Raw genomic sequence first — 26207 nt, forward strand, 5'->3', positions numbered from 1 at the left:
CCTGGCCCGGACGGCTGTCGTGGCGACCCGTTACCGTGAGGGCGCGGTAGGTGATCGACAGGGAGGGGTGACCATGCCCGGAACCGTGCTGCTGCTCGCGGCCTCGCCGGTGGGGCGGGGGCGGCTGGTGGACGCGGCGGCCGTACTGCCCGTACTGGCGGCCGTGGCGCCCGCCGTGCTGGCCGGCACGGACACCGCGAACGTCGTCGAACTCGCCGACCCGCTGGACCCGCAGGCCGTACTGACCCGGCTGCGCGCGGCGGCCGCCGCCCCCGGCCCGCTGACCCTCTTCGTCACCGGCCAGCTCCAGCTCGACCGCCGTCAGCGCCTGCCCCATCTGGCGCTCGCCCGCACCACCCCGGCGACCGTCCGCTACACCGCTTTCCCCTGGCACTGGTTCCGTGAGGAGCTGCGGCTGCGCCCGCCGGGCAGCACCGCCCTCGTCCTCGATCTGCACGCCGACGCCGACACCTGGGAGCAGCTGCGCGCCGAGCCCCTGGACTGCGGGCGCGGCATCGCGCTGTACGGGCGGATCGCGCCGCCCGCGGGGCGGCGGGCCGTGGGCAGGCCGGCGTACATGAAGGCCGTGGCGACCGTGCTGCGCAGCGGGCACCGGCCGCCGCTGGAGCGGCTGCACGAGCAGGCGCTGGCCCGGTTGGCCGGGGAGCGGGAGGACCCCGGCCTGGTCGTCACCACGCCCGCGCCGGTCCCCGCCGCCGACCCGCACGCCGAGCTCACCGCCGCCGTGGAGGCCGGGCGGCACGCCGACGCGGACGCGCTGGCCGCGCGGTGGGAGGAGGCGGCCGCACGGGTGCACGGGCCAGGGTCCGCCGAGGCCCTGCACTGGAAGGAGGTCCGCGCGGATCTGGCGATGCTCGCCGGGGAGCCGGTGCGCAGCTGCCGCACCTGGCTGGCGGTGGCCGCCGCCCGGCTCGCCGCCGGTCAGGCACCGGACGAGCCCGCGGTGGAGGCGGCCGTGGACCGCGCCCACCACCAGTGGGGCCGTATCGACGACCGAGCGCGGGCCCGTGAACTGGGGCCCGCGCTCGTGGAGTTGCGGTCCAGGGTGCCCGGCCGGCGGCAGGGCGCCCTGGAGGACGTGCGGGGGCGGCTGAGCCGCCTGGAGTCCGATCAGCTGGTGAAGTAGAGGTACTTCCAGGCGCCGTTGGTCGTGGTGTTCACACGGTCACCGGCGCCGGGGCCCTCCAGGTACACCGAGCGCACCCGCCAGCGCCAGCCGGCCTCGTGCGGGCCGAGGAACTCCACCCTGGAGACGCCGGTGGAGGACAGCTTGAAGTACTCGCTGCCCGCGTCGTACCACGTGCCCTGGTAGTAGATCTGGAACTCAAGCCTCTGGGACCGGCCCGGGTAGGGCGACATCACGGTCGTGACCAGCGGGTTCCGGGTCTTCTTGAAGAAGTGGTAGGTGTGGCCCCAGGTGTACTGCTTCTTGTACTGGCCGCTGAGGGCGGTCGAGATCTTCACCCGGGTGCCGACCGTGCTGGTCACCGTGCGCGGCTTGTAGCGGGCGTCGCCCGCGAACTTGGCCACCACCTTGGTGTCCCGGCGCAGGTCCAGGACGACGGACAGATTGCCGCTGGAGTTCACCACCCCGGACTTCACCAGCCGGTTGGGCCTGTCCCCGCCGAACGGGTCGGCCCAGATCTCCACCTTGCGGTTCTTGTACGTGGTCCCCAGGTGCGCGGTGAACCGCACGTCGGCGCCGAACGCGTACACCTTGCGGTTGTTGGTCAGCGTCAGCACCGGCGTGGCCCGCGAGACCTGGACGCTGTCCGAGGCGGAGGCGGCGGTGTGGTCGGCGTCGCCCGCGTAGCGCACCGTGTAGCGGACCTTGCCGCCGGCGGGCGGGACGTCGGTGAAGGAGTACGTGCCGTCGGACCGGACCGTGACCGGCTGGAGCGCCTTGCCGTTCGGGGACTCCAGGTCGGTACGGGTGACCGTGAGCTGGGCGCCCGTCGGGAGCTTCACCCGCGAGGTGACCGTGCCCTTGACGGTGAGCCGCTTGGCGCGGGCGGCGGTGGCCGGCGCGTCGACGGTGAGGGCGGTGGTGGCGCGGGTGGGGGTGGTCAGGACGCGCAGGGTGTACTGGCCCTGGTCGTTGGCGACGATCGCGAACAGGCGGGGGACGCCGGGCGCCCAGGCCAGACCGGAACTCTGGAGATCGTCCCCTCCGCTGTCCATGCCGGTGTTCGGGAAGTCGTACTCGCGCACCGAGGTGGTGCTGCCCGGCTTGTAGACGTAGATGTCCGGGTCGTACCAGGCGCTGGCGCCCGCGGCGAGCGTGCCGTCCGCGGCGATGGCGACCGAGTTGCCGCCGCCCGACGTGACGTACCGGCCGTCGGCCGTGAGGTCCAAGACGTTGAACTTGTGGTGCTGGGACGGCCAGCTGGTGGCCACCACCACGTCCTGGCCGTCGGGCGTGACCTGGAGGTCGCCCAGGTTGCTGCCGAACTCGGAGGTCGCCGCGAGCCGGGTGGCGGTCCCCGAGGTGACGTCGTACGACGCCAGGACGGCCGTGCTCTCGCCCCCGCCCGCCACGAGCGTGTTCGCGCCGGGTGCCGCGTCCAGCAGCGGGGCGCTGTACCACAGGCGGGTCGGGTCCTGGTCGAGGGTGACGACGGGCTGCTCGCCGCTCAGGTCGAGCGAGCCGATGTTGCCCGCCCCGGCGGCGCCGTACCCGAACCAGAGCCTGCCGCCCGCCCGGGCGACGCTCCGCGGGGCGTCGCCGACCGGGTGGCGGGCGGTCTCGGTGCCGGTCGCGGTGTCGACGGCGACGATCGCGTCCGCGTCCTTCACGGCCGCGTACAGCGTGGCCGAGTCCGCGGACAGCTCCAGCCCCGTCACTCCCGGCAGGGAGAACAGCTGCTTGACGACGGTGCCCGCGTAGTCCGTGACGACGATCTTGCCGTTGACCGGGTCGCTGACGAAGACCCGGTGGTGGACGCCGTCCACGACGATGTCACCGGTCGCCCGGACCGGCAGCGGTCGGGTGGTGTCGGCGGACGCCGGTACGGCGGCGAGCGTCGCCGAGCTGAGAAGGACCGCCAGTGCGGTGGCGGTGGTGAGGGTGCGTCTGCGCACGCTGTTCGAACCCCCCGGAACGAAAGATGTAGGGCCCCGCGGCGACCGCATGTGAGTGTCCTGTGCGCCGCGTGTGGCGAATGAGCGAAGAGTAGGTCATGGCACCGACAACCACTCGGATGGGGGTACCTGCCGGGCTGCCCCGCCGCGCCGCTGATATCCCGGAAAGAGGGGGAAGCCTCTGCCTCCGACCGAAGGAAGTGCCGCCATGGCCCACCTTGCCGTCGACTTCACCCAGGGTCTCAACGACGCCTGGTCCAAGATCGCCACGTTCGTACCGAAACTCGTCGCGTTCCTGGTCATCCTGGCCATCGGCTGGTTCGTGTCGAAGATGATCGCCCGTGTCCTGGACCGGGTGCTGCGGAAGGTGGGCTCCGAGCGGCTCTCGGAACGCGCGGGCACGTCCCGGATGCTGCGCGACTCCGACTACGACATGACCGGCATCGTCTGCAAGATCGTGTACTACGCCCTGATGCTGATCACGCTCCAGCTCGCCCTCGGCGTCTTCGGGCCCAACCCGGTCAGCTCGATGATCAACGGCATCGTCGCCTGGCTGCCGCGCGCCATCGTCGCCGTCGTCCTCGTGGTCGTCGCCATGGCCATCGCCAACGCCGTGCGGTCCATCGTCGGCAGCGCCCTGTCCTCCGTCTCCTACGGCGGTACGGTCGCCACGGCCGTCTGGGCCGGCATCATCGTCCTCGGCGTCATCGCCGCCCTCGGCCAGGCCGGCATCGCCACCGCGATCACCGGGCCGATCCTCTACGCGGCCCTCGCCATGGTCGTCGGCGTGGTCGTCGTCGGCGTCGGCGGCGGCATGGTCATGCCGATGCGGCAGCGCTGGGAGCGGTGGCTGACCACCGCCGAGCGCGAGACCTCGCAGGCCCGCGGCGGGATGTCCGCCTACCAGTCCGGCCGCGAGGACGCCCTGCGCAACCAGCCGGCGCGCGAGCGCACGGACATGGGCAGCACGGACATGCGACGCGGGGAGATGCCGCCGCCGGAGATGTGACCCGGTGTCCCGGGGGCTGTGCTCAGTCCCCGGGCTCGCGAGGCTCAGGAATGAGGTCGTGCCGCCTGACCAGCCAGCTGATGGCCGTCAGGCGGCACACCGCGTAGTCGTGGCCGACGGGTTCGCGCCAGTCGATCTCCGTCAGCGCGTCCATGAAGCCGAGCGCGTAGTCGGCGAGGTCCTCCGGGTGGGGCGGGCGCGGGTGCAGCTCCGGGCCGCCGACGCCCAGCCGCTCCCTGAGCTCCGCCACATGCTGGTCCACCGCGGCCGTGAAGGCGGGCTCGAACGCGAACTCCGCGAACCGCGGTGCGTACGAGCTGCTGATCTCGGCCAAGGGGGACATTTCTCCACGGTAAGCGGTGCCAGTGGTGGGGAGAGCGCCCTGGGCCGTGATTTCCGTTACGGCAGCGCGAGCGGGTCGGGCGCCGGACGCTGGTGCGGCCGCTCGGCCGGCGCGCAGTCCCGCGGTGTGGCCGCCGCTCTCGCCGGGACGGCGTTCGCCGCGGTGATCAGGGCCGACGCCGCGAGCACCGCGGCGGCGACGGCGCGTCCGTAACGGGTGAGGGGGTGGTCGAGCACGGCAACCTCGCAATACAGCGATGGGTTAAGCACCCTTAACTCGCTTCTAACCTAGGGGCTCACGGAGCCCGGCCGGAAGAGGGAAAGGGCGGCCGGGCCCCGGACCTCCGGCAGGTCTCAGCGGACCACCCAGGTCAGCGCGTTGGCGCCGGCGGAACGGGCCGCGGGGTCCCGCAGGGCCACCGACTCGTCCCGCACGCTCGCCGTCACCGTGTGGACGCCGCCGCCCCGGATGCCGAGTTCGCGCGGGGTGACGGAGAGGTCGCCCGCGGCGTGTCCGACGGGCTTGCCGTCGGCGTACCAGGTGATCCGCGGTGCGGCGAGGCCGGTGACGGGGGCGAGGTCGACCGTGAGGCGGGTGCCTCGGGAGACCGGGGTGCCCGTCGGGGTCCTGGAGGTCAGCGCGTCCGCGTGGGCGTAGAAGCCGGCGATCATCGCCTCGCGCCCGACGAGGTTGAACTCCGTCGACGCCAAGGTGCGCATGAGGGACGTCTGGGTCGGGCGGAAGATGCCCGTCTCGTAGTAGCCGCCGCCCTCGTAGGTGCCCACCGCGGAGCCCGTCGGGTCCTGTTCGCCCACCCAGCGGTGCCACTTGGTGGTGCCGAGGTCGGGGCGGACGGAGAGGTTGACCGCGTCCGTCTCCGGGTCGGGGTAGGCGCCGTAGCCGGCGTACTGGTACTCGTCCGCCAGGTTGCCGATGGAGTGGCCCAGTTCATGGGCGCCGATCAGGTACGAGCGTTCGTTGTCCGAGGACATCGTGGCGATGCCCTTGTACGTCGCGCCGTCCGGCGGGGTGGTGAAGGTGTAGCCCGCGCCGCCGTACTTGGCGGAGTTGGCGACCACGAAGACGATGTCCGCGGCCGGCGCCCGGTTCGCGTGGGCGGTGACCGCGTCCGGGTCGACGCACAGCAGGCGCTCGATGCCGTCGCAGAAGAAGAAGGAGCCGAGGGCGGTCTCGCGGACGACGTCGGCGGTCGGGTCGCCCGTGACACCGGACTCGGGGGAGGCCGCCTCCACCAGCCAGATGTTGAACAGGCCCCGGTAGCTGCGGTACGGCTCGATCGCGAAGATCGCCTCCAGCTTCTCGCGGGCGTCGGCCGCGAAGTCCCCTTGCTGGTCGGCCGTGTAGCCGTCGCCGATGACCACGAGGTCCAGACGGCCCGAGGTCGGGCCCGTGCGCTGGAACGCCGTGACGGGGGCGGTCGTCGCGGACGCCGACGGGCGGCCGTGGCCGCGGGCCTCCACCTCCACATGGCGGGGCTTGGCGTGCGGGCCCGCGAAGTACTCGACCTCGTGGGTCTGCGGGCGTGGTGTCGCCTGGGCGGGGGCGGCGGTACCGGCCGCGATCAGGGCGCCCGCCGCGGCGACGCCCGCGGCGAGGGAGGTGAGCAGGCGGGTCCGGGTGCGTATGGGCACGGCAGCCTCTCGATAGCGATGAGTTAAATGTGCTTAAGTGGCTGCTTAACTTAGGGGTCCTGGGAGTAACGCACAAGAGTCGCAGGGGAGTTGGCCCCTTGATCGTCGATCCGCCCGGCCACGAGGGGACTTGCTGGCATCATGAAGCGCATGCCTGAGCGGGACGATCCCGAGACCATCGGCCGGAGAGTGCAGCGGCTGCGGCGCGAACGCGGGCTGACCCAGCGGCAGTTGGCCGAACCCGCCTACACCCCCGCCTACATCTCCACCCTGGAGGCCGGGAAGGTCCGCCCCTCCGACGAGGCACTGCGCCACCTCGCACGGCGGCTCGGCGTCGGGTTCGAGGAGCTCGCCATCGGACGCCCCGCCCGCCTGGTGACCGACCTGCGGCTCAGGCTCACCGGGGCACAGCGCACGCTGGCCATGGGGGAGGCGCAGGAGGCCGCCGGGCTCTACGCCGAGCTGCTGGCCGAGGCCGAACGGCACGGGCTCGTCGAGGAACAGGCCACCGCGCTGCTGGGACTCGGCGAATGCGGGCTGGACACGGGGGACATCGTCGCCGCCCGCGGCCACTTCGAGCGGGCCGAGCGCGCGCTGGCCGACGCCCCGCTGCCCGCCCGCGTCCCCGCCCTGCGCGGCCGCGCGGTCTCCCACTACCTCGCCGGTGAACTGCGGTACGCCGTCTACCTGCTGGAGTCCACCCTCGACGAGCTCAACCGCGGCGGACTGCACGACCCGGACGCCCTGCTGCTGCTCTACACCGGTGTCATCGCCCCGTACATGGACATGGGCGCGCACGCCCGCGCCGCCCAGGCCGCCGAGTTCGCCCTCGCCCTCGCCCCGCAGGCCGGCGACCCCGCCCTGGTCGCCCGGATGCACCGGTCCGTCGCCCGCACCCTGCTCGCCGAGGGCCGCACCGCCGAGGCCGACGCCTCCCTGGCCAAGGCCGCCGAAATGTACCGGCAGCTGAAGATCCGTACCGAACTCGCCAACTGCCACTGGATGCGCGGCTATGTGTACGCCCAGAACGGCGACCTGGAGCGCGCCGAGGGCGAACTGCGGGCCGCGCAGGACATGCTGTCCTCCCAGCGCTCGGCCCTCTACAGCAGCCAGGTCGCCGTCGAGCTGGCCGACGTCCTGCACCGGCGCGGCAAGTCCGAGGAGGCCGCGGCCCTGCTGCACGGCGTGCTCGGCGACCTGTCGCCGGAGCGCGGGGCCGTGCACTCCGCGGCCGCGCACCGGCTGCTCGGGATCATCGCCGAGGACGCCCGCGACACCGAGGCCGCCGAGGAGCACTACGTCCGCGCCCTGAGCCTGCTGGAGCGGGCCGGCGCGGCCGGGGACCTCGCCGATCTGTGCCGGCTGCTCGGCGACCTGCTGCGCCGCACGGGACGGGTGGAGGCGGCCCTCGACGCGTACCGGACGGGGCTCGGGCACCGTACCGCTCCGGGGACGACCACGCTGGGTCCGGCACCCGCCCAGCCGCCCCTCTAAGCTGCCCCTGACGAGGGGCGGGGCGTTCATGGCGGATCAGCGGGCCGGAGTGGCCGACGGGCTGCGGCTCGGTGCGCGCGTGCTGGTGCAGACGGTGGTCGGCGGTGCCGCGCTGCTCGTCGTCGCCGTCGTCGCCTCCGTGCTCGGACCGCTGGTCGCCCTCGACCTCTACACCCCGGCCGTCGCCGCCTGGTGGACCGTGTTCACCGCGATCTGCGTGCAGGGCGTGCCCTTTCTGCTGCTCGGCACGGTCGTGTCGGCGGCGATCGGCGCGTTCGTGCCCGAGCGGGTGTTCCGGCGGCTGCTGCCCCGCCGTCCGGCGCTCGCCGTGCCGGTCGCGGGGGCTGCGGGGGTGGTGCTGCCGGGCTGCGAGTGCGCGTCCGTGCCGGTCGCCGGCAGCCTGATGCGGCGCGGGGTGGCCCCCGCGGCGGCGCTGGCCTTCCTGCTGTCCGCGCCCGCGATCAACCCGGTGGTGCTGGTGGCGACCTCCGTCGCCTTCCCCGGGCAGCCCGCCATGGTGCTGGCCCGGCTCGTCGCCTCGTTGGGCGCGGCCGTGGCGATGGGCTGGCTGTGGGCGCGCTTCGGGCGGGAGGAGTGGCTGCGGCTGCCGCGGCGATCGCCCGCGCGGGCGACCGGGGTGCGGGGCTTCGTCGCCGGGCTCCAGCACGACTTCCTGCACGCCGGGGGCTTCCTGGTGGTGGGCGCGGCGGCCGCGGCGACCTTCGGGATCGTGGTGCCGCGGGAGTTCCTGGAGGTGTTCACGGACTCGTCGTGGCTGTCCGTGCTGCTGCTGGCGCTGCTCGCCGTGCTGCTGTGCGTGTGCAGCGAGGCCGACGCCTTCGTCGCCGCCTCGCTCAGCGGGTTCTCGCCCACCGCGCGGCTCGCGTTCATGGTCGTCGGCCCGATGGTCGACCTGAAGCTGATCGCCCTGCAGACCGGCACCTTCGGACGGGCCTTCGCCGTGCGGTTCGCGTCGGTGACCTGGGTGGTGGCCGTCGCCAGCAGCGCGGTCGTGGGGTGGTGGCTGCTGTGAGGCGGTTCGGACCGGCGGTGCTGCTGTTCGTGACCGGGGCGGCGGTCCTGCGCATCGCCCTGTTCAGCGAGCTGTACCTGCGCTACGTGCAGCCGGGGCTGCGGCCGTATCTGGTGGCGTCGGGGGTGCTGCTGGTGCTGCTGGGGGCGGCCGCGGCGGTCGTACGAGCGGACGGCGGCGACGGTGACGGCCGCGTTGACGGTGACGGGCGCGGCCACGGTGACGGTGACGGGCGCGGCCACGGTGACGGTGACGGTCGCGGCCATGGTGACGACGACCACGGGCGGGACCACGACCACGGGCACGATCACGGCCCCGCCGGGCCCCGAGTCGCCTGGCTGCTGGTGCTGCCCGCCCTCGCGCTGCTGCTGTTCCCGCCGCCCGCCCTCGGGTCCTACAGCGCCGAGCGGGAGGCGGCGCGGGAGGCCGCGATCGGCGTGGGGACCTTCCCCGAGCTGCCGGCCGGGGACCCGGTGGAGCTCGGGATCGCCGAGTTCGGGTCGCGGGCCGTCTACGACAAGGAGCGGTCCCTGAGCGGCCGTACCGTCCGGCTGACCGGCTTCGTCACCCACGGCGAGGACGGCGTCTGGTACGTCAACCGGCTCCTCGTCTCCTGCTGCGCCGCCGACGCCGTGGGCGGCAGGGCCGAGATCCGCTCCGCCGTGACGGCACCGCCCGAGGACACCTGGGTGACGGTCACCGGCAGCTGGCGGCCCGAGGGCGCCGTCGGCTCCGAGGAGGCATGGCCGCCGGTGCTGGAGGCCACGTCGGTCAGGCGGGTGGCCGCGCCCTCGAACCCGTACGAGAAGCGATAGCGCCCGCGGCGGCCCGCTCGGGTTTTCGCCCCGATTCGCCGGGTAGTCGGAGGGCGTTCTCGAGCGGGTCTCGACGAAGCCGGAGCCTGCTCCGATCCTCTACGACACACCGGCCCGTGAGCCCCAGGACCGGTGTCACCGGTGACCTGGCGAGGAGGGGCTGCCATGGGGCACAAGGACGAACGGGACCCGACCCGGACCGCCGAGCCGCCCGGCGAGGACCTACGCTGCGCCGGACCCGACGAGCTGATGGGCCACTTGTGCGAGCTGGCCGTCGGGCTGCTGCCCGTGAGCTGCGCGGGCGTGCTGCTGTGCGGCGACGGGATGCCGATGCCGCTGGCCGCGAGCTGTGAACGGGCCGGACGCGTGATGGACCTGCAGACCGGCCTCGGCGAGGGACCCTCGCTGCTCGCCGCCGAGACCGGTGCGCCGGTCGTCGCCGCCGATCTGCGGGACGGGCCGGACGCCGCCCGCTGGCCGGTGTTCGCGCCGCTCGTGGCGGCCACCGGGGTGCGCGCCCTCTACGCGATGCCGCTCGGCTGCGAGCCGTGCTGCGTCGGCACCCTCGACCTGTACCGCGACACCCCGGGCGCGCTCGGCGCCCGTGATCTGCGCGCCGCCCGGCTGCTGGCCGAGGTCGTGACGGTCGCCCTGACCACCCTGCGGCCCGGCGAGGAGGACGAGGACCTCGCCGACCCCCGCTCCAGCTGGCTCGGCGAGCGGGCGGCCGGACAGGACAGCGTGTACCAGGCCGTCGGCATGATCATGGCCCGGCTGCGCATCGCCGCGGACGAGGCGCTGGCCCGGCTGCGGGCGTACGCCTTCGCGCGGGGCCGCAGTGTGCCGGAGGCGGCGCGGGACATCGTCGCCCGGCGGGTGCGGTTCGAGCCGGACCTGGCGCTGTGACCGGGCCGGGCCGCGCTCACACCTGCACGCGGCCCTGCCGGCGCACCTCCGCCAGACGGCGGGCGCCGAGGTCCACCGCCGCGTCCACGGCCTCGGGCGGTACGTCGCCCAGACCGCCGGTGGTGACGGTGAACGCGTCGTCCCCGACCCGGACGGCGGCGGCCAGCAGGGTGAGCACGACGGGTTCGTCGGGGTCACGGGTCGTCACCGTCACCAGCAGCCCCTGACGGGCGTCCCCCGCCTCCGGCAGTGCCAGGTCGTCGACCGTCACGTCCAGGGGGCCGGCGTGCGCGGACGCCGCCGTGAACCGGCCGCACCGGCCCGGCAGGGACGCCAGCCACGCCAGCGCCCGGTCCACCTCCGCGGGGGGCCGCGCGACGACCTGGTGGCGCAGCTGCGCCTGGTCCCAGATGTCGTCCAGGCCGACGACCGCGCGGGCCGGGGCGCCGAGCAGCCGGTCGGTGTACAGCGCGTCCAGCAGCCGCGCACACTCCGGCCGCGCCGTCGTCGCCTTCAGCAGACCGTCCCGCCAGGTCGCCGCGCCCTGTGTCGCCGCCCACGGCTCACCGAGGTCCGCCTCGCCGATCAGCGCCGCCTGCGCCTGGGCGTCGGTCAGCGCGGGCGCGGCGACGGGCGACGGGGGCGCGCTGGGCCGCGCGGACGGGGAGGGCCGGGCGGCGGCGGAGGCGTGGCCCGCGGACGGGGCCGGGGCGGGGGCCTTCTCCAGCACCAGCGCGGAGCACCCGCTCAGCCCCAGCAGCGCGCCCGCGCACACGCCGGAGACGAACAGGACGCGAGCGGATGCGCGGCGCGGACGGGGCGCGCCGGAAGCTGCGGGGCGGCGGGTCATCGGGGGTGCCTCCGAGGGGACTTCGGCGTACGTACGTAGCTCCACGGCACCACCGGGGCACGCCCGCCACCAGCTCTGCGGTCCGTCCGGGTGAGGGGGTGTCAGGGCGCGGCGAGACGGCCCACGTGCCGGGATGTCCGGGCGGCCGGGGTGCCCGGCTCGCTGGTTGCCCGCGGCGCGGGGTCGGGACGGCTCGCCGGGGCCCACGGCGGGTGTGCCTGCGGCCGGCACCCGCCGGAGGCATCGGCGCGCGGCTGACCGAAATCCGCGTAATGTCGCTGCCGTGGGAGCCCGGAGCGCCGCGCCCGCGGGGCGCCGGTGGCACGGGCCCGGCGAGAGGAGTCCGTCGTGAGCGGTCAGCCCATCCCGGTGATCATCGACTGCGACACCGGTGTCGACGACGCCCTGGCGCTGCTGTTCGCCGTGCGGCACCCCGGCCTCGATCTGCGGGCCGTCACCTGTGTCGCCGGGAACACCGACGTCGACGGCGTCGTACGCAACACCCTGACCGTGCTGGAGCTGGCCGGCGCGCCCGAGATCCCCGTCGCACGGGGTGCCGAGCGCCCGCTGCTGGAGGCGCCCCGCGCGGCCCGGCACGTGCACGGGGAGGACGGGATGGGCGACCTGCGGCTGCCCGCGCCCACCCGCACCCCGGTGGACGTGGACGCGGTGACGCTGCTGCGCCGCGAGATCCTCGCCTCCCCGCGCCCGGTCACCCTCGTCCCGACCGCGCCCCTGACGAACATCGCGCTGCTGCTGCGCACCCACCCCGAGGTCACCCGCAACATCGAGCGGATCGTGTTCATGGGCGGGGCGGTGGCCTGCGGAAACGCCACGCCCGTCGCCGAGTTCAACGTCTGGCACGACCCGGAGGCGGCCGCGATGCTGCTCACCGCCGACGTGCCGATCACCATGTACGGCCTCGACGTCTTCCAGCGGGTCCTGGTGCCGGGCCCGGACGTCCGCCGGCTGCGCGCGAGCGCCGAGGCGGGCGCCCGGCTCGCCGGCGACCTGCTCTCCCACCGCCCCGCCACCCCCGACGAGGACGGCGACGACCCCGCGGGCGGCATCGGCGACGCCGGCGCGGTCTGCGCGGTCGCCGACCCCGCCGGGCTCACCGTCCGCCACCTGCCCGTCGAGGTCTCGCTCGCCCCCGGCCCCACCCGCGGCCAGACCATCGTCGACCGCCGCCCCCGCCCCGGCGAGGCCGAGATCCACGGCGGCGGCCGGGAGCGGTCCCTGATCGACGTCGCCCTGGACGTCGACGTGGACCGCTACGTCAAGCTGTACGTCTCGACGGTCGAGGGCTGAGCCGCCCGGCCCGGCCGGCCCAGGAACCGAGCGGCCGGGGTGCCGGGTTCAACCGCAGCGGCCGTTTGATCGTCTTCCCTCCCGGCAACGCCGTTGCCGCCGGGGTCGCCAGGTGGGTCTCCCGGTTCCGTCCAGGGATACGGGGGCCTGGCAGTCGTGCGCACAACACCCTTCAGCGGCCGAGGCGCGAGAGGACCGGGAGGCCGTTTCGGTGGCCTGGGGGTGGGGCGGCCGGTCGCCGCGGCGCTCGCGTTCGCCACGGTCGCGGGGGCCGTGGTGGTCGGCTGGTCCAGCCTGGAGACGGTGGTCGGCTGCGGGGGCGGCAGCGAGCCCTGGCCGTCCCAGACGGCGCGGAACTGGGTGACGTACGCCGACCATGTGGTGGTGGCGACCCCGGTCCGCGAGGAGGAGTCGGACCGCCAGGAGTTCACCACGGGCGCGGTGCGCTACCAGACCGACCGCCTCGTGACCCTGCGCACCGACGGCGTCCTGTGGAGCGCGGACCGCCCGGCCGGCGCGATCGGCCGGGAGTTCACCCTGACCGCCCCCGGCTGGAACATCCACCGCGCCTCCGGCGACCGCACCGAGCGCACCACCGGCGACGCGCCCCGTCTGGAGACCGGCCACACCTACCTCCTCGGGGTGCGCCGCCACGACGGCGCGTGGGCCGTCCTCGGCGAGGGCGCCGCCGTGCCCTTCGACGACCGGGTCGCCGGCCGCGGCGAATGGTGCGGGCGGGTCCTCGGCGAGCAGGACGTGGCCCGCGGTGAACGCTTCTCCCGGCGCGACGACCAGAGCCTGGAGGAAGCCCTCCTCGGCCAGGGCGAGTCGGCGGTCAGCCGGGAACTGGCCCGCGCGGAGGGCCGCTGAGCCCGCGGGCGCCCGGTCAGCTCACCAGCGCCATCTCGCGGTCGGTGGTGTTCAGGCGGCGGCCGCCGTCCTGCGTGCACAGGACGATGTCCTCGATGCGGACGCCGAAGCGGCCCGGAAGGTAGATGCCGGGTTCGACGGAGAAGCACATGCCGGGGACGAGGGGCTGCTCCTCGCCCTCGACCATGTAGGGCGGCTCGTGGGTGGTGACGCCGATGCCGTGGCCGGTGCGGTGGATGAAGTGGTCGCCGTAGCCGGCCTTCTCGATGACCGCGCGGGCCACCCGGTCGATCACCTGGCAGGCCACGCCCGGCCGTACCGCCTCGTACGCGGCCTGCTGCGCCTCGCGGACGATGTCGTGGACGCGCGTCTCCTCGCGGGTGGGCTCGCCGACGTGGACGGTGCGGGTGGTGTCCGAGCCGTAGCCGTCCTTGAGGCCGCCGAAGTCGAGGACGATCATGTCGCCGTCCTCGATGACCCTCTCGCCCGCCTCGTGGTGCGGGTTCGCGCCGTTCGGGCCGGAGCCGACGACGGTGAAGTCGACCTGGCTGTGGCCCTGTTCCAGCAGGAGCCGGGTCAGGTCGGCCGCCACGTCCGTCTCGCGGCGCCCGGCGAAACGCACCGACAGGATCTGCTCGTACGTCGCGTCCGCGGCCGCCGCCGCCACCGTGAGGCGGGCCACCTCGTGCTCGTCCTTGACCGCGCGCAGCATCGGCAGCGCCGTGGTCAGCGCCCGGTACGAGGTCAGCGGCAGCGCCTCCTGCAGGCCCAGCAGATGCAGCGCCCACGCCGAGTCGGAGACGCCGTAGCGGCCGTGCGGGCGCAGCAGTCCGGCGGCGGCCGCGTACGGGTCCTGGCCGTCGCGCCAGTCGGTCGTGCGCAGCGCCCCGGCACCCGGCGCGGCCTCGGCGTCCGGCCGTTCCAGCGCGGGCACCAGCAGGCGCGGCTCGGAGTCGGGGGTGACGACCAGCAGGGTGAGCCGCTCGGTGAACGCGGTCGGCTGGTAGCCGCACAGCCACACCATGTCGGGGCCCGGCGTGACGAGCAGCCCGCTGAGCCCGACGGCGGCCGCCTCCCGGGCCGCACGGGCCATGCGCTCGGCGTAGTCCCGCTCGGTGAAGGGCACGGGTGTGTCGGTCATGGGCTCAGCGTCCTACGGCACCGGGCGGGCGGCATCTCGGGACACCGACGGCACCTCCCGGTGCCGCGCCCCCCGGTACCGCGCCGCCTAGTACCGCACCGCCCGGCCCACCTCGGCGCCGATCTCGCCGCCGAGGTCGCGGTTGCTGCGGGCGGTGCCCTTCCCGGACCCTCCGGCGGGCACGTCGGGCACGGTGACCACGACCGCGTCCAGGCGGTTGCCGCCCTTGTCGGTGAAGTCGACCTGGACGGCGAAGGTCTTCGCCGAGTCGCTGTCGTTGCGGACGGTCACCTCGACGGTGGCCCGGCCGTCACCGCCGGCGGACGGGGTGCCCAGCTTCACGGCGTCCTTGGCGTCCACGCCGCCCTTGATCTCGTCGAACCTGCGTCCGGCCTCCGCGGTCGCCGACGACCACGCCTCCGTGGCCCTCCCGGCGGCCGACGCGGCCTTGCGGACCGCGTCCGACGGGCTGTCGCCGTCCGAGCAGCCGGTCAGGACCGTCACGAGGAGCAGTGCCGGCACGGCGAGCGCCGCCCGGCGGAGGGGAGAACCCGACATGTCGCCTCCACAGATGCGCGAGTCCCCTCCAGTGAAGGCCCCCGCACCCCTGACCGCATGCGGGAGACACCCGGACGGCGCCCGCCCGCGGGTGCCCCGCCCCTCATGCCGGACTCCCGACGCCCGTCACCGCGCGGCGACAGGCCCTACCACCGTTCACCCGCGCGCGGGGTCCTTGGCGCCATTCACGCTCGGCAGTCGCCTGCCTACGCTGTGATGGTCGGATGGAACGCTACGGGGGTCGCATGGGATTCGGCTTCGGACAGCGGCGGGGTGGACAGCTTCCCGTGGAACTCACCAGCTTCGTCGGCCGCGGCGAGGAACTCGCCCTGATCGACGCGGCGCTGGCCCGGTCCCGGCTGGTGACGCTGGTGGGCCCCGGAGGGGTCGGCAAGAGCCGCACCGCGCTCCGGGCGGCCGCCGCCCGCGCCGGGCGGTACGCGGACGGGGTACGGCTGGTGGAGCTGTCCGCGCTGCACGACCCGGAGCTGATCCCGGCCACCCTCGCCGGGGTGCTGGAGCTGCCGGAGCAGTCGGGGATGAGCCCGCTGGACGCGGTCGTGGAGCATCTGCGCAGCCGCCGGGTGCTGCTGGTGCTGGACACCTGCGAGCATCTCGTGGACGCGTGCGCGATGCTCTCGGACATACTGCTGCGCGAGGCGGCCGGGCTGAGCGTGCTGGCCACCAGCAGACAGCCGCTGGACGTGCCCGGCGAGCACTGTGTGCCGATCGCCCCGCTGGCCCGGCAGGACGCGGTCGACCTGTTCGTGCAGCGGGCCGCCGCGGTCACCGGCGGGCTCGCCCCGACCGGCGCCGACCGCGAACGCACCCTCGCGCTCGTCGACCGCCTCGACGGCATCCCGCTCGCCCTGGAACTGGCCGCCGTACGGCTGCGCGCGGTGCCGCTGGCCGAGCTGGTCGCCCGGCTGGACCGCCGCTTCGAGGTGCTCACCGGCGGCCGCCGCACCTCCCTGACCCGCCACCAGACCCTGCGCACCGCCATCGACTGGTCCCACGACCTGTGCACGCCCCTGGAACGGCGGCTGTGGGCGCGGCTGTCGGTGTTCGCCGGGTCCTTCACCCTGGCCGCCGCCGAGCGGGTCTGCGCGGGCGGCGAGCTGGCCGGGCCGCGGGTGGTGGAGGCGCTGATCGGGCTGGTGGACAAGTCGGTCGTGCAGCGCATCGGCGAGGACGGCGACCGCTACCGCCTGCTGGACACCATCCGCGAGTACGGCGCCGGGCACCTGGCCCGCACCCCGCGGGAGGAGACCGCCGTACGGCAGCGGCACTTCGCCTACTACGAGGAGTTCGTCGGCCGCTGCTGGGACGAGCTGCTGACCCCGGCGCAGGTCAGCCTGCACCGCGCGGTCCGGCAGGAGATCCCGGACCTGCGGGCCGCCCTGGACTACGGCCTCGGCGACGGCGACCGTGCGCCGCAGGCGCTGTGGACGGCCGCCCGCCTCGCCCCGTACTGGCGGGCGGCGGGCACCCTGTCCGAGGGCCGCTACTGGATCGACAAGGGCCTCGCGCACACCGCCGAGGACGCGCCCGAGCGGGCCTGGGGGCTGCTGATGACCGGGATCGCCGCGGTGTGGACGGCGGACCTGGCGACCGCCCTGGAGTTCTTCCCGCGGGCCCACGAGGCGGCGCGGCGCTGCGGCGAGGGGCGCGTGGAGCTGTTCGCCGAGGCATACCTGGGGGCGATGACCGCGATCGGCGGTCGGGTGGAGGAGGGCCTGGCGGCGCTGGAGGACGCCCGGCTGCGGATCATGGCCAGCGGCGATCTGCTCGGCATAGGGGTCGTGCACTACGAGGGCGCCCTGTTGCGGGCCGTGTTCGGGGACACCGCGGGGGCGCTGGAGCTGTGCCGCACCGGACTTCAGCTCCTCGACGGCACGGGCGACCGGCAGCTGTACGCCTCCACGCTGACCGTGCAGGGCGTCATCCTGTGGCTGGCCGGGGAGCACGAGGCGAGTGAGGGCCCGCTGCGGCGCGGACTGGAGGCCGCGAGCGAGGTCGGGGAGGTGCTGGTGGCGGCGCTGGCCTGTCTGGGCCTGGCCTGGCAGGCGGCCCGGCGGGAGCGCTGGGCGCGGGCGGCGCGGCTGCTGGGGTACGCCGACAGCGCGCGGCGGCTGTCCGGCGACCCGGTGGCGATGCTGCCGCGGCTGCTGGAGGAGCAGGAGGCGGTGCTGAAGACGGTGCGCGCGGCGCTGGGCCCGGAGGAGTTCGAGCGCCGGCGGCGGGCCGGGGAGCGGATGTCCGGCCTGGAGGTGCTGGAGGCGGTCCGCGCCGACACCGACGACCCGGACGAGCCCGAGGAGGACCACCCCGCCCCGGTGGCCCGGCCCCCGGCCCCCCGCACCTCCCTCGACGCCCTCACCCGGCGCGAACGCGAGGTCGCCGCACTGGTCGCCCAGGGGCTGTCCAACCGGGAGATCGCCGAACGCCTGGTCATCTCCAAGCGCACGGTGGACGCCCACGTCGAGCACATCCTCGCCAAGCTCGGCATCACCTCGCGCACGGAGATCCCGGCGATGCACACCTAGGTACACCGACGTACTCCGTCCGGGGGGTGCCGGCGGCGGAGTAGGTGTACGGATCTTCCGCGATCACGGATGCGGCTGCCGCGGGCGGCGGGACACCCTGGATGCACCGCCCCGGGGGACGGGAGTGCCGGAGCCGGCAGTTGTATTTCCCCCACGGCTGTCATGGCAAGGCGTCCGGCCGGACACCTCCCCCGCGGCGGTACACGGACGGGGCTGCCCCTGGTCGGCGGGGCAGCCCCGACGCGCGCGAGGGCAACCTCCGGGCGCCTTCGAGAGTCCTGGGAGCATGTCCCAGATACTCAACGGCCGTGGGGTGACGGCCCGGTACGACGCGGAAGCCCTCCGTATCGAGGGCGGTGGCCGCCAAACGCGCATTCCGTTCGCCGCGGTCCAGGAGGTGCGCACCCCCGAGGCCCGTGTCCTGGAGATCGTGCTCACCGACGGTGCCGCGCACCGCGTCGAGGGCGGCAACCCGAGCGCCACCGCCGCCTTCGCCACCGCCCTGACCGGCGTACTGCCGCCGTCGCGGGACCCGGCGGGCAGTGCGCTGGTGACCACCGCGGAGACGGGCGAACTGTCGGTGTGGTGGCTGTTCGGTCCCCTGATCGCGCTGACGCTCGGGTACATCGGGTACGCCTGGTGGGTCGGTGCGCGGCACGGGGTGTGGGTCCTGGGGGCGATCGCGGCGCCGCTGCCGCTCCTGGTGGGCCTGGTCCTCTTCTTCGGCGGCGTCGAGGAGACCTGCCGGCGGATCACGCTCGCGCGGCGGGGCATCACCGTGGAGGCGTACGCGAGCACCCGGCGACTGATGAACGTCTCCTACCGGTACACCGACGCCGACGGCGGGGAGCACTTCTACAGCTGCGCGCGCACCGTCCAGCGCACCCATGTCGTCTACGACCCCCGCAACCCCGCCTCCGCCGCGCATGTGCAGTGGCTGCCGTTCCTGCTGGTGAAGCTGGCCTTCGTGCTCACCGTCGGGGCGCTGCTGCTGGCCTGCGGCGCCTTCCTGGCCCTCGGCTGGCTGTGGTGAGCCGCCGCGGCACTGGACTTGGAGAGCACTCCAGCACCTAGCGTGCGCCGCATGAGCATGCGCTACCGCCCGCTGGGGCGTACCGGGATCGAGGTCAGCAGCTACTGCCTGGGCACGATGATGTTCGGGGCGGTCGGGAACGGGGACCACGACGACTGCGTCCGGATCGTGCACGCCGCGCTGGACGCGGGGATCAACTTCGTGGACACCGCCGACATGTACTCGCAAGGGGAGTCGGAGACGATCGTCGGCAAGGCGCTGCGGGGGCGGCGCGACGACGTCGTGCTCGCGACCAAGGTGCACTTCCCGATGGGGGAGGGCCGCAACCGGGGCGGCAACTCGCGGCGGTGGATCATCCGGGCCGTCGAGGACAGCCTGCGGCGGCTCGGCACCGACTGGATCGACCTCTACCAGGTGCACCGGCCGGACCCGACGACCGACATCGAGGAGACCCTGGGCGTGCTGGGGGACCTGCAACGGCAGGGCAAGATACGGACGTTCGGCTGCTCCTCCTTCCCCGCCGAGGAGATCGCCGAGTCCCACCATGTCGCCGAGCGGCGCGCGCTGCCGCGGATGCGCACCGAGCAGCCGCCGTACTCGCTGCTGGCGCGCGGTGTGGAGCGCTCGGTGCTGCCGACCTGCTCCCGCTACGGGATGGGCGTGCTGACCTGGGGGCCGCTGGCCTCCGGGTTCCTCACCGGAAAGTACCGCGAGGGCCGGGCGATCGACCTGTCTTCGGGACGGCCCGCGATCACGCCGTGGCGGTTCGACCCGGAACTCCCGGAGAACGCGGCCAAGTTGGCGGCCGTCGAACGGCTCGTGCAGGTCGCCGACGACCTCGGGTGCACGCTGCCGCAACTCGCGGTGGCCTTCCCGCTGGTGCACCCGGCGGTGACCTCGGTGATCCTCGGGCCGCGCACGACGGAGCAGTTCGAGGGGCTGCTCAAGGGCGCGGAACTCACCCTGGACGACGCCGTACTGGACCGCATCGACGAGATCGTGCCGCCGGGTACGGACATGTACCGCACCGACAGCGCCTGGGTGCCGCCGTCCCTGACGGACCCGGCGCTGCGGCGCCGGCCGGTGGGGGAGCGGACCGCCGCGGCGTGACGCACCCGGTGTGCGCCCGTGCTCCGGGGGTGCGCCGGGGCGAGGGGTCCGGCCGGTGTCGGCCCGTGTCGGTCGGGGCATGGTGACCCGTGCGCGAGACCCGTCCGGCGTTCGCCGGGCGGAGGGGCGGGAGGCGCCCTCGAAGGGCGTGCCCGGAGCGAAGGGGGAGCGGATGACGCCCTTGCCACCGGACGCGGTGCGACCGGAGCCGCCGTCGGGGACGCGGTCGTCCGGGGGGACGCGGTCGTCGTCGGGGACGCGGTCGTCTTCGGGGGCGGTGCCGTCGCCGGCGGGCGTGCCGTCGGCCGAGGTGCGGCCGTCGTCACCCGAGACACGGCCGTCGTCGCCCGAGACACGGCCGTCGTCGCCCGAGGTGCCCTCCCCTTCCCCCGCTGCCTCCCCCGTCTCCTCCGCTCTTCCCGCGGCACGGCCCCAGCCCGTGCTGGCGGCGCCCTGCTCCGCCGCCGTGTTCCTCGTCCTCGGGGTGCAGCCGGGCGGCGAGACACGCGCCCGTGAGCTGCTGGGCGAACTGGAGGGGCTGGTGCGCGGGATCGGGTTCGGGTGGCCCGAGGGGCGGCTGTCCTGCGTGGCGGGCATCGGCGCGCAGGCGTGGGGGCGGCTGTTCCCCGGCCCTCGGCCGGCCCGGCTGCGGCCCTTCCAGGAGCTGGCCGGCCCCCGGCACCGGGCCGTCGCCACACCGGGCGACCTGCTGTTCCACGTCCGCGCCGACCGCCCCGACCTGTGCTTCGCGCTGACCGCCGAGATCGTCGGGCGGCTCGGCGACACGGCCGAGGTGAGGGACGAGGTGCAGGCGTTCGCGTACTTCGACTCCCGCAATCTGCTCGGCTTCGTCGACGGCACCGAGAACCCCGTGGGGCAGCTCGCGGCCGACACCGCGCTCGTCGGCGAGGAGGATCCCCTTTTCCGCGGCGGCAGTTACGCCGTCGTCCAGAAGTATCTGCACGAGGTCGACGCCTGGCAGAAGCTGTCCGTCGAGGAGCAGGAGCGCACGGTCGGCCGCACCAAGCTGACCAACCTGGAGATCCACGCCCCCGGCTCCCACGTCGACGTCAACACCGTCACCGGTGCCGACGGCGGCGAACGCCGCATCCTGCGCGGCGCGATGCCGTTCGGGCGGCCGGGCCACGGGGAGTTCGGGACGTACTTCATCGCCTACGCCCGTGATCCGGGCGTCACGGAGACGATGCTGCGCCGGATGTTCCTGGGCACCGAGGAGACCGGCCCGGATCCGCTGCTGGACTTCTCCCGGCCGGTCACCGGCACCGCGTTCTTCGTGCCGTCGGCGGACTTCCTGGAGGATCCGCCGGCGTGAGCCCCGTCAGCCGGCCTCCAGCCGCGGCAGCACCGTCACCCGGTGCAGATTGCAGCCGCACGCCCCCGAGCACGCGCCGTCCGCCTGCTGGGCCTTGAGGGCCATGCTCACCAGGCTCAGCAGCAGGTCGACGTCGGTGTCGCAGTCGAGGTGGACGGTCACCCAGCCGGAGCCGGGCACCAGCCGGATGGCGGAGGACGCCCCGAGGTCGGCGGACCAGCGCCGCAGGGCGGAGTCGGTCAGATGCAGGTCGACGTCGTGGCCGGAGTGGAAGTGGACGATCTCGCCGTGCGGGGAGCGAAGCGCCTGGCCCGTGCCGCAGCCGGCCGGGCCCGCCGTGAGGTCGGGCCAGTCGGTGAGGCGTTCCCGGGCGCGCTGGGCCGGAGTCATGGGTTCATGGTCGCCGGATCATCACGCGGACACCAGAGGTTGAGCGTTCCGTAACCTGGCCGTGAGGTCCGGTGCGCGGGCGCGGCTCAGTCCGCGAGCAGCACCAGGGCGAGCGTGATCAGCGCCGGCACCGTCTGCACGAACAGGATGCGGCGGCTCGCGGTCGCCGCCCCGTACACGCCCGCCACCGCCACGCAGATCAGGAAGAACACCGACGCCTGGAAGCCCACCGGGTCGGAGGCGATGGCGCCCCACACCAGGCCGGCGGCCAGGAACCCGTTGTAGAGGCCCTGGTTGGCGGCCAGCGCCCGCGTGGACTCGGCGAACTCGGGCGTCGTGCCGAAGGCGGCCCGCGTGCGCGGGGCGGTCCACAGGAACATCTCCAGCACCAGGATGTAGGCGTGGAGCGCGGCCATGGCCAGGACCGCGAGGGTGGCGACGATGTGCATGCGCCCAGCATGACACCCGGCGCCCTGACACGGCGTCAGAACATTTGGCGCGTTCCCGACTCAACGCCTTGCGCGTCTTCCCCCTCTTCCCCGGTGGCAACCGGGAACGAAAGGACGCGACAGGTGCGCAACAGACAAGCCGGACGAGTGATCCTCGCCCTCACCGCGGCGGGAGCGGTGCTGGCGCCGCCCGCCCTGGCCCAGGCCGCCGAGCCCCCGCGGATCGACCTGCGGGCCGACGTCGACCGCGACGGGACCGTCGATCTGACCGGCACCGCGGACGAGGCCGGTGAGGACACCTGGTCCGTGCGGCGCGGGGCGGTCTTCCTGCCCAACATCGACGACGACGGCCGGCGCTGCCGTGCCCTGCTCGGCCCCGGCGTCTCCGACACCACGCTGGCCCGCTGCAACGACGCCGCCGACACCCGGGTCAACGGCACGGCCGACGCCGGGGACCTGGCGCGGGTGCGCTCGGTGCCGGCCGCGGACCTGCCCGACGACGCGGTCGGCACGGTGAAGGTGACGACCGGTGCCGCGCAGGTGCGGGTGCACCTCAAGCGCGACGGCGCCTGGACGCCGGTCACCTCCCAGACCCGGCTGACGGCCGCCGAGCTGCGCGCGGGCGTGGAGTTCGGCGTCGAGGGCAGGGACGTGATCCGCGACAGCCGCGTCTGGGACGGGCGCGCGGTGATCCGGCTGACGGTGACCTCCGCCGCCGGTACCGCGAGCGACGACGTGACCCTGCGCGCCGCCCCGCTGCTGACCCACCACAACCTCCAGAACACCCAGCGCGTCCTGGTCACCGAGGTCAAGGGCACCGACCCCTGGGCCCGCCGCCAGCAGGGCTTCGTCAAGAGCCTGGAGCAGCGCGCCAAGGACGCCGGCATCACCGCGCCGGTGGTCAAGTTCACGGGGTACGGCGACATCTGGGCGCAGGACTTCGTGGAGCCCGCGTATGTGAGCATGACCCGGCCCGACGGCCGGCAGCAGGCGATACGGGTCATGCTGCGCTCGGCGCAGGACCGCCCCGCGGGCCGTGAGCTGTACGCCAAGCTGCGCGGCCCCGGCACCGGCGTGGTCCAGGCCAAGGGCCGGGACATGCAGGGCTGGGAGACGCTGAACTCCTACGGCAACCTGGAGACCGTCCCGCCGTACACCCACAACGGCCGCAGCTACCCCGCGGGCCGGATCATCATGGGCGAGCGCAAGGACGGCAGCGGCATCCGGCCGTCCGGCGAGATCCGTACGATGCTCAGGTCCCAGGGGCTGCAGAACCCGCTGCTCCTGGACACCTCCTGGCTGCACGTGGGCCATGTCGACGAGTTCGTGCAGTTCCTGCCCGCCGACACCCCGCGCGGCTGGCGGATCGGCGTCGCCGACCCCAAGGCGGGGCTCGACCTGCTGCGCAAGGCCAAGCAGGACGGCCACGGCGCCGCCAAGATGTTCTCGGTGAAGGGCTTCGACGGCATGCTGCCGCCGCAGGAGACCATCGCGCAGGCCCTCGCCGACCGGAAGCTGCTGGCCGACAACGACCTGGCCGCCGCCCGCATCCGGGCCAACCTCGACATCCTCAAGCGCGAGACCGGCATCACCGACGCCGAGATCGTGCGCGTGCCCGCCCTGTACACGCGCGGCATCACCGGTGACTCGGCCACCGGCACCCGCATGCCGCTGCTGCGGCGCATCGGCGGCACCGTCGACGCGGCCGAACGCCACGGCCAGCAGAGCCTGATCGCCCGTGGCGGAGCGGCCGCCGCCCCGACCATCGCGACCAGCGCCTACGTCCCCGGCGCGGTCAACGGCATCCTGCTCTCCCGCGACCGCTACCTCGCCCCGCGCCAGTGGGGTCCGGTCGTCGGCGGCAAGGACATCTTCACCGCGGCCGTGAGCAAGGCGTACAACGACGCCGGGATGAAGGTCTCCTACATCGACGACTGGTACACGTACCACCTCGGCATGGGTGAGGTGCACTGCGGCACCAACACCCTGCGGGACACCTCGGCCCCCTGGTGGGGCGGCCGGGCCTGACCGGCCGGCAGGGTCGATCGGCCGGGCAGGGTCGATCGGCCCTGCCCGCCCGCTCGGCCGACGGCTTTGCCGTCTCTTTACAACCGGCCGGTGCCGCGGTTCGTCTCTCCGCTCGATCCGTCACCGACGAAAGAGAGACGAGCCGTGCGACGAACCCTGCTGGGAGCCCTGGCCCTTGCCTGTGCCGCCGTGTGCGCGGGCGGCGGGACCGCGGTCGCGGACGGCGGCCGGCCGTCCCCGAGCGCCTCGCCGAGCCTGCCGCCGGCCACTCCCGTGCCCAGCGCGGAGCCGTCGGCCGAGCCGAGCCTGCCGCCCACCGCCACGCCGAGCGAGGCCCCGTCCGCCGTGCCCTCGCCCGTGCCGACCGAGGCGCCCGGCGGGCAGGTGTCCGTCGTGCCGAGCGGCGCGCCCGACACCGGTGAGGCGCAGGCGGGCGAGGCGTCGACGGCCGGGTGGACCGGGGCGGCCGGGGCGGCGGCCCTGCTGGCCGCGGGCGGCGCGGCGACGTTCGTCGTACGGCGCCGGAGGGCGACCGGCGCATGACCGCGCTGTCCGGGCGGGCGCTCGGGGTGGCGTGCGCGGCGGTGCTGCTCGCCGGGTGCGGGGGCGGGGGCGCGGACCGGGGCAGCGGCCCGGACGCGTCCCGCGACCCCGTCGCCCGGACCGGGTCGTCGCCGCTCGCGCGTTCCGCCCCGGTGCGGCTGCGGATCCCGGCGGCCGGGGTGGACACGCCGGTCATGGAGCTGGGCCTGGAGCCGGACGGCGAGGTGGAGGTGCCGCCGCTGACGGCCGACGACCGGGCGGGCTGGTACCGGCACTCGCCGACGCCGGGGCAGATCGGGCCCTCCGTCCTCCTCGGCCATGTCACCGTCGGCCGGCACGGCGACGGCGTCTTCCGCCACCTCGGGCGGCTGGAGCGGGGTGACCGGATCGAGGTCACGCTCCGGAGCGGCGCCACGGCGGCCTTCGAGGTCGGCGAGGTGCGCTCGGTCCCCAAGGCCGACTTCCCCGCCGACGACGTCTACGGTGACGTCGGCCGGCCGGAGCTGCGGCTGATCACCTGCGGCGGCCCGCGCACGGGCGACGAGTACCGGGACAACGTCATCGTGTTCGCCGGACCGGCGCCGACGGCCGGCTGACCCCCCACCATCCAGGAGAACGTTGAAACGGTCCCGCGACGAGGCGGCCTCCGAGCTGTTCGCCGCCCTGTACCCACGCCTCGCCGGCTGGTGCCGGCGGCTCGTCGACGACGACGAGACCGCCCACGAGATCGCCTCCGAGGCGTTCACCCGGTTGTGGGCGCGCTGGACGAAGGTGGACGAGCCGCGCGGCTTCCTCTACGTCACCGCGGCCAACCTCGTCCGGGACCACTGGCGCAAGCTGGAGCGGGAGCGCAACGCCGTGCGCCGGGCCACGACGGAGGCGGCGGTACGGGGGCCCGCCGAAGCGGCCGATCCCTCGGTGCGGCTGCTGGTGCAGTCGCTGCCGGACCGGCTGCGCATCCCGATCCTGCTCCACTACTACGCTGACATGCCGGTCCGGGAGGTGTCCGTGCTGACCGGACGCAAGGAGGGAACCGTCAAGGCCGACCTGCACGCGGCCCGCGAACTGCTCCGCGTCCATCTGAGGAGAAGCCATGACGCCGCGCTCTGAGCGAGACGGGACGGAGGAGGAGTCCGACCTCCGCCGCGGTGACGCGTACGGCCCCGATGACCACGACCCCCTCACGGTCCTCCTCGCCCCGCCCGCCGCCCACCTCCCCGCGCCCCCCGGCCGCTACCAGGCCGTCCGCCGGGCGGCCTCGCGCCGCCGTCTGCTGCGCACCGCGGCCGGTGCAGCGCTGACCTGCGCCGCGCTGGCCCTCGCCGCGCTGCCGCTGTATCTCGCGGGCCCGGACGGCCCCGCGCGCCCGGCACCCCCGCTGGCCCCGCCGCCGCCCGTGAGCGGCACGCCGACGCCGACGCCGGCGCCGAGCCCGTCCGCCCGTACGCCGGACGCGACCCCGAGCCCCGCGACCCCGGACACCTCTCTCCCGCCGAGCCCGGAGCCGTCCTGGTCCCCCACGGCCACGCCGAGCGAGGCTCCCGCGCCCACGAGGACGGTGCCCTCCGCTCCGGTCACCTGGAGACCCCCGGCGACGCCGACCCCGACCCCGACCTCGACCCCGACCTCGACCCCGACAACGGCGGCGACGGCGGCGGGCGTCGGCGCCTCACCCGCCACCCCCGGCTGAC

General features: G+C 74.7%; 26 protein-coding genes. 17 read left to right on the forward strand and 9 right to left on the reverse strand.

Going from position 1 to position 26207, the window contains the following annotated elements:
• Nucleotides 1-73 precede the first annotated feature (73 nt).
• Nucleotides 74-1147: a hypothetical protein gene (locus ACSU6M_RS17880; protein ID WP_437070744.1), complete on the forward strand. Its 1074-nt coding sequence runs from the start codon at nt 74-76 to the stop codon at nt 1145-1147.
• Here ACSU6M_RS17880 and ACSU6M_RS17885 read toward each other — a convergent pair.
• Nucleotides 1132-3102 (reverse strand): YncE family protein, encoded by a 1971-nt coding sequence (locus ACSU6M_RS17885; protein ID WP_437070745.1) that lies wholly within the window; start codon nt 3100-3102, stop codon nt 1132-1134. The genes ACSU6M_RS17880 and ACSU6M_RS17885 overlap by 16 nt on opposite strands.
• A 208-nt stretch (nt 3103-3310) precedes the next feature.
• Between ACSU6M_RS17885 and ACSU6M_RS17890 the strand changes: the two genes are divergently transcribed.
• A complete protein-coding gene (locus ACSU6M_RS17890; protein WP_437070746.1) occupies nt 3311-4111 on the forward strand; it encodes a mechanosensitive ion channel family protein in 801 nt (266 codons plus the stop codon).
• A gap of 22 nt (nt 4112-4133) precedes the next feature.
• On the opposite strand, the gene ACSU6M_RS17895 is transcribed toward ACSU6M_RS17890, so the two are convergent.
• From ACSU6M_RS17895 to ACSU6M_RS17905, 3 genes are all read right to left on the reverse strand, one after another.
• Complete coding sequence (locus tag ACSU6M_RS17895; RefSeq protein WP_437070747.1) at nt 4134-4454, reverse strand: DUF6401 family natural product biosynthesis protein; 321 nt, start codon at nt 4452-4454, stop codon at nt 4134-4136.
• A gap of 56 nt (nt 4455-4510) precedes the next feature.
• Nucleotides 4511-4690 (reverse strand): hypothetical protein, encoded by a 180-nt coding sequence (locus tag ACSU6M_RS17900; RefSeq protein ID WP_437070748.1) that lies wholly within the window; start codon nt 4688-4690, stop codon nt 4511-4513.
• Between the two features lie 117 nt (nt 4691-4807).
• On the reverse strand, nt 4808-6106 hold the full coding sequence (locus ACSU6M_RS17905; RefSeq protein ID WP_437070749.1) for a M64 family metallopeptidase: 1299 nt from the start codon (nt 6104-6106) through the stop codon (nt 4808-4810).
• Nucleotides 6107-6256: 150 nt separating this feature from the next.
• Here ACSU6M_RS17905 and ACSU6M_RS17910 point away from each other — a divergent pair, with 150 nt between their 5' ends.
• From ACSU6M_RS17910 to ACSU6M_RS17925, 4 genes are all read left to right on the forward strand, one after another.
• The gene (locus tag ACSU6M_RS17910) at nt 6257-7600 is read left to right on the forward strand and encodes a helix-turn-helix domain-containing protein (protein WP_437070750.1); all 1344 of its coding nucleotides are present in this window, start codon (nt 6257-6259) and stop codon (nt 7598-7600) included.
• Between the two features lie 28 nt (nt 7601-7628).
• A complete protein-coding gene (locus ACSU6M_RS17915; RefSeq protein ID WP_437070751.1) occupies nt 7629-8633 on the forward strand; it encodes a permease in 1005 nt (334 codons plus the stop codon).
• Complete coding sequence (locus ACSU6M_RS17920; RefSeq protein ID WP_437070752.1) at nt 8630-9448, forward strand: TIGR03943 family putative permease subunit; 819 nt, start codon at nt 8630-8632, stop codon at nt 9446-9448. Before ACSU6M_RS17915 ends, ACSU6M_RS17920 begins: the two co-directional genes overlap by 4 nt.
• Before the next feature lie 165 nt (nt 9449-9613).
• Nucleotides 9614-10354 carry a GAF and ANTAR domain-containing protein gene (locus tag ACSU6M_RS17925; protein ID WP_437070753.1) on the forward strand — a complete coding sequence of 247 codons (741 nt, stop codon included), beginning with the start codon at nt 9614-9616 and terminating at the stop codon, nt 10352-10354.
• A 16-nt stretch (nt 10355-10370) separates the two neighbouring features.
• Here ACSU6M_RS17925 and ACSU6M_RS17930 read toward each other — a convergent pair whose 3' ends face one another.
• Entirely contained in the window at nt 10371-11249 is an 879-nt protein-coding gene (locus ACSU6M_RS17930) for a hypothetical protein (protein WP_437070754.1), read from the reverse strand.
• Nucleotides 11250-11552: 303 nt separating this feature from the next.
• Between ACSU6M_RS17930 and ACSU6M_RS17935 the strand changes: the two genes are divergently transcribed.
• Both ACSU6M_RS17935 and ACSU6M_RS17940 read left to right on the forward strand, forming a co-directional pair.
• A complete protein-coding gene (locus tag ACSU6M_RS17935; RefSeq protein WP_437070755.1) occupies nt 11553-12515 on the forward strand; it encodes a nucleoside hydrolase in 963 nt (320 codons plus the stop codon).
• Nucleotides 12516-12737: 222 nt separating this feature from the next.
• Complete coding sequence (locus ACSU6M_RS17940) at nt 12738-13385, forward strand: hypothetical protein (protein ID WP_437070756.1); 648 nt, start codon at nt 12738-12740, stop codon at nt 13383-13385.
• 16 nt (nt 13386-13401) lie between these two features.
• On the opposite strand, the gene ACSU6M_RS17945 is transcribed toward ACSU6M_RS17940, so the two are convergent.
• Together ACSU6M_RS17945 and ACSU6M_RS17950 are read right to left on the reverse strand one after the other, a co-directional pair.
• Nucleotides 13402-14526 carry an aminopeptidase P family protein gene (locus tag ACSU6M_RS17945; protein WP_437070757.1) on the reverse strand — a complete coding sequence of 375 codons (1125 nt, stop codon included), beginning with the start codon at nt 14524-14526 and terminating at the stop codon, nt 13402-13404.
• An 87-nt stretch (nt 14527-14613) separates the two neighbouring features.
• Nucleotides 14614-15084: an FxLYD domain-containing protein gene (locus tag ACSU6M_RS17950; protein ID WP_437070758.1), complete on the reverse strand. Its 471-nt coding sequence runs from the start codon at nt 15082-15084 to the stop codon at nt 14614-14616.
• A 245-nt stretch (nt 15085-15329) separates the two neighbouring features.
• Between ACSU6M_RS17950 and ACSU6M_RS17955 the strand changes: the two genes are divergently transcribed.
• The 4 genes from ACSU6M_RS17955 (at nt 15330) to ACSU6M_RS17970 (ending at nt 21106) form a co-directional block, all read left to right on the forward strand.
• Nucleotides 15330-17630, forward strand: coding sequence for an ATP-binding protein (locus tag ACSU6M_RS17955; protein WP_437070759.1), 2301 nt, complete (start codon nt 15330-15332; stop codon nt 17628-17630).
• A gap of 286 nt (nt 17631-17916) precedes the next feature.
• Nucleotides 17917-18663 carry a PH domain-containing protein gene (locus ACSU6M_RS17960; RefSeq protein WP_437070760.1) on the forward strand — a complete coding sequence of 249 codons (747 nt, stop codon included), beginning with the start codon at nt 17917-17919 and terminating at the stop codon, nt 18661-18663.
• A gap of 57 nt (nt 18664-18720) precedes the next feature.
• A complete protein-coding gene (locus ACSU6M_RS17965) occupies nt 18721-19773 on the forward strand; it encodes an aldo/keto reductase (protein ID WP_437075200.1) in 1053 nt (350 codons plus the stop codon).
• 439 nt (nt 19774-20212) lie between these two features.
• Nucleotides 20213-21106, forward strand: a complete 894-nt coding sequence (locus ACSU6M_RS17970) for a Dyp-type peroxidase (protein WP_437070761.1) — start codon at nt 20213-20215, stop codon at nt 21104-21106.
• Between the two features lie 6 nt (nt 21107-21112).
• On the opposite strand, the gene ACSU6M_RS17975 is transcribed toward ACSU6M_RS17970, so the two are convergent.
• Nucleotides 21113-21496 carry a luciferase domain-containing protein gene (locus tag ACSU6M_RS17975; protein WP_437070762.1) on the reverse strand — a complete coding sequence of 128 codons (384 nt, stop codon included), beginning with the start codon at nt 21494-21496 and terminating at the stop codon, nt 21113-21115.
• An 86-nt stretch (nt 21497-21582) separates the two neighbouring features.
• Nucleotides 21583-21945, reverse strand: a complete 363-nt coding sequence (locus ACSU6M_RS17980) for a DUF1304 domain-containing protein (RefSeq protein ID WP_437070763.1) — start codon at nt 21943-21945, stop codon at nt 21583-21585.
• A gap of 123 nt (nt 21946-22068) precedes the next feature.
• On the opposite strand from ACSU6M_RS17980, the gene ACSU6M_RS17985 reads away from it, so the two are divergent.
• The 5 genes from ACSU6M_RS17985 to ACSU6M_RS18005 all read left to right on the forward strand — a co-directional run bounded on the left by ACSU6M_RS17985 (nt 22069) and on the right by ACSU6M_RS18005 (nt 26206).
• Entirely contained in the window at nt 22069-23973 is a 1905-nt protein-coding gene (locus ACSU6M_RS17985; protein WP_437070764.1) for a protein-arginine deiminase domain-containing protein, read from the forward strand.
• Nucleotides 23974-24117: 144 nt separating this feature from the next.
• Nucleotides 24118-24516 (forward strand): sortase-dependent protein, encoded by a 399-nt coding sequence (locus ACSU6M_RS17990; protein ID WP_437070765.1) that lies wholly within the window; start codon nt 24118-24120, stop codon nt 24514-24516.
• Entirely contained in the window at nt 24513-25112 is a 600-nt protein-coding gene (locus ACSU6M_RS17995) for a class F sortase (protein ID WP_437070766.1), read from the forward strand. Before ACSU6M_RS17990 ends, ACSU6M_RS17995 begins: the two co-directional genes overlap by 4 nt.
• A 22-nt stretch (nt 25113-25134) precedes the next feature.
• Nucleotides 25135-25626: an RNA polymerase sigma factor gene (locus tag ACSU6M_RS18000; RefSeq protein WP_437070767.1), complete on the forward strand. Its 492-nt coding sequence runs from the start codon at nt 25135-25137 to the stop codon at nt 25624-25626.
• Nucleotides 25610-26206 (forward strand): hypothetical protein, encoded by a 597-nt coding sequence (locus ACSU6M_RS18005; RefSeq protein WP_437070768.1) that lies wholly within the window; start codon nt 25610-25612, stop codon nt 26204-26206. Before ACSU6M_RS18000 ends, ACSU6M_RS18005 begins: the two co-directional genes overlap by 17 nt.
• The last annotated feature ends 1 nt before the right edge of the window (nt 26207 follow it).

Origin of the sequence: Streptomyces sp. enrichment culture (assembly GCF_964272895.1) — a bacterium.
Lineage (GTDB): Bacteria > Actinomycetota > Actinomycetes > Streptomycetales > Streptomycetaceae > Streptomyces.